The sequence below is a fragment of the Butyrivibrio sp. genome, assembly GCF_017940685.1.
GTDB lineage: Bacteria > Bacillota > Clostridia > Lachnospirales > Lachnospiraceae > Butyrivibrio.
On sequence record NZ_JAGAYD010000002.1, the window covers coordinates 1 to 6,571 of the forward strand.

Below are 6,571 nucleotides of genomic sequence, written 5' to 3' on the forward strand. Positions count from 1 at the left end.
GAACACATAATATAATATCTTAAGTGGGATGTTGGCTATAAATCTTGCTCCGTTATTAACGCTCATTGATGTCTTCTTAAAAAAGTCTGCCATATTATTTACCTTAGTAAAACCAAAACCTTACGTCTTTATTTTACATATATTCCTTTCTGTATACCACGAATCTAAGAGTTTACTGTTTCCGTGTTATTAAAACACAATATCTATTATTTATCTCTCTATATATAGTATGGGATATTTTTTTTACATCTTCGTTTTCTGTACAGCATTTTATATGACTTTTTGCGTATAGTCCATACAGAAATTTGGAGATAGGGTGGTAGCATTTTCTTCTGTACAAACGACAAAATAAAAGACCGGGAATTACTCCCGATCCTTAATGATTTCAGCATAACCATATTTACCCAGGCCATACCTTTTTGCAAACACTTCATAGATATCTTTGTAATCGCCATATGGATGTTCAAGGATCATCCTTGCTGCCTGTATCATCTTATCGCCCGCAAGATCCATGAGCTCTTTATCATTACATGCGACTGCATCAAGAAGCCCAATCCAAAATCTGTCGAGCCTGTTTAAGACTTCCTGTGCCTTTTCCGCCGCAAATCCATCTTTATAATACTTCCACATATAATCCCTATGCCATTCAAACCATGCGATGTATTCCCTTCCAGGATATTTAGTCTTTGGAGTAAAGGTGAATGGCACCATGTCAGAGCTTACCACCTTTCTTGCCGCAGCCTTTTTCTCATGGACCATGGTATTAGCTGCTTTCTTTTTTGCGGACTTTTGTCCCTCTCTGATCGCACTTTCAAGAGTCATCCCTTTATTGTGATAGCAGTTATACACAGTATTATACAAAGCCTCATTAGCCTCACATAGCTTTGAGAGGGAATTAAATTCTCTCCCTTGCAGGTCTTTGTACTTGCGCCTTTTACCTTTCATCTACTTCCCTCCTGGTGATCTCCTTCTGTCTGGCCCTTGTAGGATGCTTGTCTGTTTCATGTGTCCTTGTGCCGGTGTTCATATCTGTGGTCACCCTGTAGGTTCTTTGCAGCGCATCATACTGTCTTTTAGTCATATCCTTCCTTCTGTCATACTCCATCTATTTTCCCTCCAGACTTTTGATCCTATATCCGCATTTGGGACATACATAGCTGTCAGCATTGTCTATCCAGCGCGCTCCTCCCTTCTCATTTATCTTTTCAAAGGCAAGAGAGAGCAGCGTTTCAATCGCATTCCTCTCTTCAGGATAGCGCAGGCTAAACTTTATCCTCTCGCAGATCTCAGCCGCCTTATCTATTTCCATCTTTGGGGAGTAATCATCTCTGAACATATATCCCTCCTGTTAATACTATAAACAACCTCTCTATACAGAATATGGGATAGTTCCTTTTAAAACCTCGTTTCTGTATAGACTCTTCGCAATAAAAAAGAGCTGACCTTTAATCAGCTCCAAGTACCTCAAATCCTTTGTTCTTTAGTTTTTCTACGACCTTTTTCTCCTTTTGTGTAACAGGAAGGTCCGCCATGGCGTTATTTTTATCGACCTTCTCAAGGAACTCTCCCGGCGTGTATTCATCAACCGGAAGACATGTATACCCCATCACCGAAAAGAGGCTCTCGCCATTAGCCATCATAGTGACATCAACGGCAGCCTTGAAAAGCCCGACTTCGATCATATTCCAGGCATGTCTTACGGCAACCTTCCTTTCCCCATCAGATGAGAGCACATATCCGAACACGGATCTAACGAACTTCCCCCTCCCGCGGCGCATCATATTTGCGCACAGATGGAATGAATTTACATAACACATTGAGGCTTCATAGTCCGCAGGATCTTCATTGTACAGACGCACCGTTTCTCCAAGATCTACCCCGTATGCATTCCTAAATCCAAATGTCTTAAAATCCATCATGATTCCTCTCTTAAGACCAGAACGAATCTGTCATCAAGTATCTTTTCAAGTTCCGGAACAACATCTTCTTTCTTCAGACCGCCAAGGCCGCATCCGGGAAGTGGAAGATACACATTCTTAAACCCCTTATTATCAGTAAGGATCACAAGCTCTTTGCAGCTCCTTTTGATGAGCTCGATATCAGACTTATCCTTAAAGTGTTCTTTCGTCGGAAAGGAGAGGATAGCATACTTTGTATCTTTCTCTACATCCCTCACGTATAAAAGCCCGTATACATGATTACCCCTATCTTTTATCTTTGCCCCGAGGAGTGCAGGAAGCCTTCCCCACCTGTCAGCAAACTCCTTTGCGATCCCCGCGCCCATGACAGCGCATCCGTCCCTCTTTACGACACCGTTTGTGCTGACGCATATCGCATCTCCGTCAGATGGATTTTCAAACAGATCACCGTAAACAATCTTCATGTTTCTACCTCAAAATCTTTCCACGCTTTATAAGACTCCCTGCACAAGACTTCTGCGGCATAAAATTCAATATCCCTGTCACGTTTAAGCCATGCGCAGTTTTTTCTTACATACTTCTGTATAGCGTTATAGAGCTTATCAAGACCCTCGCTCCTTATGGCTTCCTTTATATTCCCAAGCCATACAGAGATTTCCATAGATCCAGAGGGAGTGTCGAAGTATTCATATCCGGTTGTAGGGTAGTAGAGCCTTCCATTAGAACTCTTCCCCTGTGCAACACTCGCCTTCTGCGCATGAAAGCGTCTTATACCAGGCATCAGATCCTTTATCTTGTACTCACTCACCTTTAAGCAACCTCGCTCTCAACATCATATTCTACCTTGTCCACATCTTCGTTGACCGTCGTGGCTCTTCCAGTTACAGGGTGATAATACCAGAGTCCGCCGTCATTGTCGGGATAAGCGTCTACATACAAACCGTTAATCAGCATCTTCCTTCCTTTCTACAACCGCAAAGCTGTGTCTGTGTCCCTCATCATCAAGGCACTTGGAATAAAGATCCCTACCAAGCCTTCCTGAATACCACGCATAGGCATATCCGTTTTCTTTAGCCTCACTCTCAGAGGTAAAGACATCTGCCACATATATAAGACCTCTTTCCGTATCAATCTGTTTTCCCACCATCAAATCCATCCTTCCTCATAAAGATCTGCTATATATTCCTCTTCAAGAGCCTCGTCATCAAGGAGCTCGACCATATAATCTCTGCTTGTATACTCGCCCTGTAAAAACTCTTCATAGCAGGCATATATCTGTCCGCCAAATCCGATCTCAGAAAGAGCTTCTTCGTAAGTGGCTGCTCTGCCGTCCACTTTTAAGTCCTGGTAATAATTCTTTAAGGACTCCATCTGCTCTTTTGGAGTTATTCTCCTCATCCAGTCGATCTTATACAGTTCATAACAGAGCTCTTTTATATCAAGAACCGTCTTCGCAGCACTGCTTGTCACCTTCTTACCTCCATCTTCCTTGCGACCTCGAAAAGTTCATCAGCTCCAAAACCGATAAGAGCACAGTATGTAGGCTCATACCCGTCGCGGATAAGCTCAGCTTCCTTTTCCACATCGCTCTTTGAAAGTCCTATGGTTTCAATTATCTCTTCAAGCTTGACACTCCACACGGCTAAAGCCGTGGGATTCTTGCTACCTACCACTACATAGTGGCTGACCAGTACATTTCTGTTAGGTCGTAGTGCAAGGTATGGGTATGCCATTACCCATCGCAGGGCAGAACATATAGTTCCCTACGCAGTATGTCTGATATTGCTATCGCCAACATACTCAGTTGAGTTACAGATGTTCATAGCTCCAAGTACATCTCTATGGATATGGAATCCACATTTACAAACATAATTCCTGTCATTGGCATGATGTACATGACCGCAGACAGGACATGTCTGGCTTGTGTATGCAGGATTTACGTGCTCAACTGTTATGCCTGCCAATTTAGCCTTATACTCTATAAACTGTGCAAGTCTATAGAATGACCAACTATGCAGACTATGGTTGTTTTTTCGACTTGTTCTTGTCGTAGAGCGAATATTTGCTAAACGCTCTAATTTTATGATTTTGACATCGTGAGCAACTGCTGTTTCTACAATGTCGTGACTTAACTTATGGTTGATGTCACGCATAATGCGTTGTTCTTTGTTATTTATGCGTTTGACGGCATCTATATGCTTTGCTTTCTGTAGCTTTTTGCGAAGACGAGCATAATGTCTACGCATATATTTATTCTTACGACCATTGCCGTAGAACTTAATATTTCCATCAGAAATATAGGACGCAGCAGGGCACTTAATGCCAAGGTCTACGCCCATGACATTACCCTCGCCATTATAAACTGGCTCTGCAATCTCGTATACGATTTGAGCAACTATCTTATTGCCCTTATAGACAATACGCATAGTGCCGAGTTTACTGTTTGCAAAGATGGACTTTTGATTATCAGTCATCTTAGTTTTAACGGAAAGCCTTTTAGATTTACCGTTTACGAGAACAGGAAATTCGATATAATCGCCATTGACCTTATAGTTTTGATTATTGATATAACAACAAGGCTTTCTAAGAATAGGGATTGTAGCTACAACCTTAACATCCTTGCCTTGTTTGGCGAGTTTAATGTTCTTATGGTCTGCATCACGACAAGCTTTATTGTATTTCTTAACAATAGACTTGGCATCACGGATACATTGATTTGTCAATGCGGACGGCAGGTTTACCTTAACATCAGCGGTAGTGTATTTTGAGATAGATACACCATTTACAGCATCAGAAACAAGGCCATTGACAGTGTTTATATACTCTGTCATGGTCGCTGCGATAAGAGATTTTTGTTCTCTTGTCATATAAAGTTTTATTGTTTCTGATAACTGCATAAAAATATACTCCTTGGCTTAATACGCTCACATCCCACGGTTAAAACCGTGGGCTTTCTCGCTCACTTGGGTTGTAAACCCGATCATTCTCCCGCCTCCTTTTCACTTAAAATATGGGATATTTTCTTTTAAGAATCGCTTTCTGTATAGGAAATATGCGCGTTTAAAGCCATCGACACAAGATGATGTGGCGCAGCTCCGCGCTGTTTTAATCTTTACAAAAAAAAGGGAGCCGATTACCCAGCTCCCTTAGATTCCTTATCAGTTCATACTGCCTTATCATGCCTTCCAAGCTCGTACACCACAGCTTTTGATACAAAGCCGTATCTTTTCCCGTCATCCCTCTCAAGGATGACATCGTACTTATTGTAGGGCTTAAAGCCGACCAGGGTATAGGTCCTGCCCTTGATCTTAAGCGATGCATGGTAATCATCCATGGTAAAGCCCTCCATGAACTTGAGATTATTCTCAAACTCAAGCTTCTCAACATCCACATCTGTCCTTGTAGCCTTGAGCTTCATGTCAAAAGTATTTTCATCATAGCTGATATTTGCTGCCTTGATATCAACTCCATACTTCTTGCCGACACCCACAAGTGCCTCTTCGACATCCTTTCTGAATGCAGCAAAATCAACGATCTTGTTCATCATAGTCCCGTCCTCCTATATTTGTTTGCGTTTACAAGATAAATATGGGATTTCCCTTTTGCAGGACAGCTTTCTGTACAGCACGTATTTAAGCGGCGCATTCCGCCGCAAAGGCACTCACAGAGGCAAAACTACGGTTTTACTCTGTACAGAATGAGAAAGTAAAGGCCAGTTATCCCATATTTACTATGTGGAGGGCATAGAATGAGCAATATAAAGCATATGAAGGTTGCGGATAACCTTAATCCGCTAAGAAGCGAGATACACAGGATAATATATGCAGTAAACAGATGCCTTATCGACCAGGGCTACGGAGAGAAGCGCTCACAGGTAAGAAAAAGAAATCTTATTGACCTGCGGGGCACGTTCCAAAGTGGAAATCTTGCACAGCTTATGGCAGAAGCGGACAGCCGCCTAAAAGAAGCCAATCCCACGCTCTCTAGGAGCTGGCTCATATCACTTCCGCCCTTTGAGCATGGCACTATCCAGTGGATAGATGATGAGTATATCACATGGGACATGAAAGACCTCGACCTCGATAAAAGGACCTACGGATACACACTCCATTACTACTACCAGGAAGAGGATGTCTGGCATATCGGGCATGAAATATCCGTAGAAGCAGAGATAGTAGATAAAGACAACGATATCGGATACGCAACATCCGTCGAATATCTCGTGTCATCATTTACTGAAGAGGCCAAAACACTTACGCTTAACGATATTAAAGCCTATACAGAAGGCTATGCAGACGATAAGACCGTATCCAGACTTATTCCTGTTCCGGAAATGATGATGTATATGCCAAAAGAAACAGAGCAGGAAGCCGAAGACTTTATGGCTCAGAAACTTGAGCTTATCCTGCACATGTTTAAGCATATCAACACAATCCTCTCCCTTAACAATAACAGGACGCAAAAGCCAAGGAAGACCAGTGGCAAAGTAAAGGCCAGTTATCAGCCGTCCGCCTTATCCGGCGAGGACAAAAGGACAGAGCATGTTATAAACGGGATCACCATACTCTCGGAAGTAAAGCCAAAAGCCCACACTATGGAGAGCATCAGAAGATACAAATGCGCAACATGGTCTGTAAGGGCCCACCAGAGAA

General features: G+C 42.5%; 13 protein-coding genes. 1 reads left to right on the forward strand and 12 read right to left on the reverse strand.

Features of this window, described 5'->3' with window-relative positions; translation table 11 throughout:
- Positions 1-363: 363 nt before the first annotated feature.
- From J6I68_RS00105 to J6I68_RS00160, 12 genes are all read right to left on the reverse strand, one after another.
- Positions 364-945 (reverse strand): hypothetical protein, encoded by a 582-nt coding sequence (locus tag J6I68_RS00105; protein WP_292216176.1) that lies wholly within the window; start codon positions 943-945, stop codon positions 364-366.
- On the reverse strand, positions 935-1,105 hold the full coding sequence (locus J6I68_RS00110) for a hypothetical protein (protein WP_292216178.1): 171 nt from the start codon (positions 1,103-1,105) through the stop codon (positions 935-937). The genes J6I68_RS00105 and J6I68_RS00110 overlap by 11 nt, the downstream gene beginning before the upstream one ends.
- Positions 1,106-1,336 (reverse strand): hypothetical protein, encoded by a 231-nt coding sequence (locus J6I68_RS00115; protein ID WP_292216180.1) that lies wholly within the window; start codon positions 1,334-1,336, stop codon positions 1,106-1,108.
- Between the two features lie 109 nt (positions 1,337-1,445).
- A complete protein-coding gene (locus J6I68_RS00120) occupies positions 1,446-1,916 on the reverse strand; it encodes a hypothetical protein (protein ID WP_292216182.1) in 471 nt (156 codons plus the stop codon).
- A complete protein-coding gene (locus J6I68_RS00125) occupies positions 1,916-2,383 on the reverse strand; it encodes a macro domain-containing protein (RefSeq protein WP_292216184.1) in 468 nt (155 codons plus the stop codon). Before J6I68_RS00125 ends, J6I68_RS00120 begins: the two co-directional genes overlap by 1 nt.
- Entirely contained in the window at positions 2,380-2,727 is a 348-nt protein-coding gene (locus J6I68_RS00130) for a hypothetical protein (protein ID WP_292216186.1), read from the reverse strand. The genes J6I68_RS00125 and J6I68_RS00130 overlap by 4 nt, the downstream gene beginning before the upstream one ends.
- 2 nt (positions 2,728-2,729) lie before the next feature.
- Positions 2,730-2,873, reverse strand: coding sequence for a hypothetical protein (locus J6I68_RS00135; RefSeq protein ID WP_292216188.1), 144 nt, complete (start codon positions 2,871-2,873; stop codon positions 2,730-2,732).
- Positions 2,863-3,066, reverse strand: coding sequence for a hypothetical protein (locus J6I68_RS00140; RefSeq protein WP_292216190.1), 204 nt, complete (start codon positions 3,064-3,066; stop codon positions 2,863-2,865). The genes J6I68_RS00135 and J6I68_RS00140 overlap by 11 nt, the downstream gene beginning before the upstream one ends.
- Entirely contained in the window at positions 3,066-3,389 is a 324-nt protein-coding gene (locus J6I68_RS00145) for a hypothetical protein (protein ID WP_292216191.1), read from the reverse strand. The genes J6I68_RS00140 and J6I68_RS00145 overlap by 1 nt, the downstream gene beginning before the upstream one ends.
- Positions 3,386-3,652, reverse strand: a complete 267-nt coding sequence (locus tag J6I68_RS00150) for a hypothetical protein (protein WP_292216194.1) — start codon at positions 3,650-3,652, stop codon at positions 3,386-3,388. The genes J6I68_RS00145 and J6I68_RS00150 overlap by 4 nt, the downstream gene beginning before the upstream one ends.
- A gap of 30 nt (positions 3,653-3,682) precedes the next feature.
- Complete coding sequence (locus tag J6I68_RS00155) at positions 3,683-4,816, reverse strand: RNA-guided endonuclease InsQ/TnpB family protein (protein ID WP_292216196.1); 1,134 nt, start codon at positions 4,814-4,816, stop codon at positions 3,683-3,685.
- Positions 4,817-5,082: 266 nt separating this feature from the next.
- A complete protein-coding gene (locus tag J6I68_RS00160) occupies positions 5,083-5,466 on the reverse strand; it encodes a hypothetical protein (protein ID WP_292216199.1) in 384 nt (127 codons plus the stop codon).
- 201 nt (positions 5,467-5,667) lie between these two features.
- Between J6I68_RS00160 and J6I68_RS00165 the strand changes: the two genes are divergently transcribed.
- Positions 5,668-6,571 (forward strand): hypothetical protein (locus J6I68_RS00165; protein ID WP_292216201.1); only part of this gene is annotated, 904 nt, incomplete at its 3' end.